Raw genomic sequence first — 1,271 nt, forward strand, 5'->3', positions numbered from 1 at the left:
TGATGTGTGCTGAAAAAACAGGAGGTTTTAACTTGGTAAACTAAACACACTCATCAGGAGTTTACCATGAGCAAGAAACACAAGACTTACACCACAGAATTTAAAGCTGAAGCCATCAAATTAATTGAAGCCAATCAAGGCAATGTCTCGGAAACAGCTAGACAACTTAGCATTTCAATGCAAACTCTTTCAAATTGGAATACCAAAGCAAAGGCTGGAACTTTAGCAGGTACAAAACAGTATTCACCTGATCTAAACGCTCTACTCGAAGAAAATAAAAAACTCAAACAACAGCTCAAAATAGCTGAAATGGAACGTGAATTTTTAAAAAAGGCAGCAGCGTACTTTGCCAAAGAAAGTCAGTAAGGTACGCCTATATGAAACAAAAAAGATATTCTTTTCCAATTACCTTAATGGCTCGATTACTTCATGTTTCAGTTTCATGTTTTTATGATTGGCTCAAGAGAGGCGTGAGCAAAAGAACGATTCAACGAAATCAACAGACGATATTGGTGAAAATAGCCCATGAGGAGACAAGGCAGAGCTATGGTTATATTCGATTAACCAAATACTTACAAGCTCAGGGTATAAAAATGAGTATGTACGCTGTACGTCAGATAAAAGCGCTGAACCACCTGTATTGTAAGCGACACAAGCGTTTTAAAAGGACTACGAATAGTGACCATAATCGAGCGATCTATGAAAACCTGCTGGAGCAACAATTCTCAATGACTAGACCAAATCAAGCATGGTCAAGTGATATTACGTACATATGGACTGTTGAAGGATGGCTGTATTTAGCAGCGGTAAAAGACCTTTACACGAAAGCAAGTGGTTGGCTATAGCTTAAATGAGCGCATGACAACACAGCTTGTTTGTAATGCGCTAAATATGGCTATTCACAATCAAAAACCAACCAAAGAACTGATTGTGCATTCAGACAGAGGAAGTCAATATTGCAGCCATGAATATCGAAATATACTTGAGCAATATGGTTTTCAAGGTTCAATGAGCAAGCGCGGAGACTGTTACGATAATGCACCGATTGAAAGCTTTTGGGGAATACTGAAAAATGAGTTAGTGCATCATTACAACTATCAAACCAGAGAAGAAGCCAAAGCAGATATTATAAAATACATTGAATTATTTTATAATCATCGAAGAATTCAAAAGGGTTTGGGTTTTAAGACACCAAATCAAATGGCCGAAGACTTTTATAAGTTGGCTGCCTAGAATCTCCCAAGGGAAAGTCTCCTGATAATTCAGCGTAT

Annotated in this window: 1 pseudogene; it reads left to right on the forward strand. The window is 37.8% G+C overall.

The features are described from left to right. The first annotated feature begins 66 nt into the window (after positions 1 to 66). Positions 67 to 1,233 (forward strand): annotated as a pseudogene (locus tag Aba26S_RS20910) (IS3-like element ISAba22 family transposase). Positions 1,234 to 1,271: the final 38 nt, after the last annotated feature.

It is taken from the genome of Acinetobacter sp. NBRC 110496 (genome assembly GCF_000876115.1).
GTDB lineage: Bacteria > Pseudomonadota > Gammaproteobacteria > Pseudomonadales > Moraxellaceae > Acinetobacter.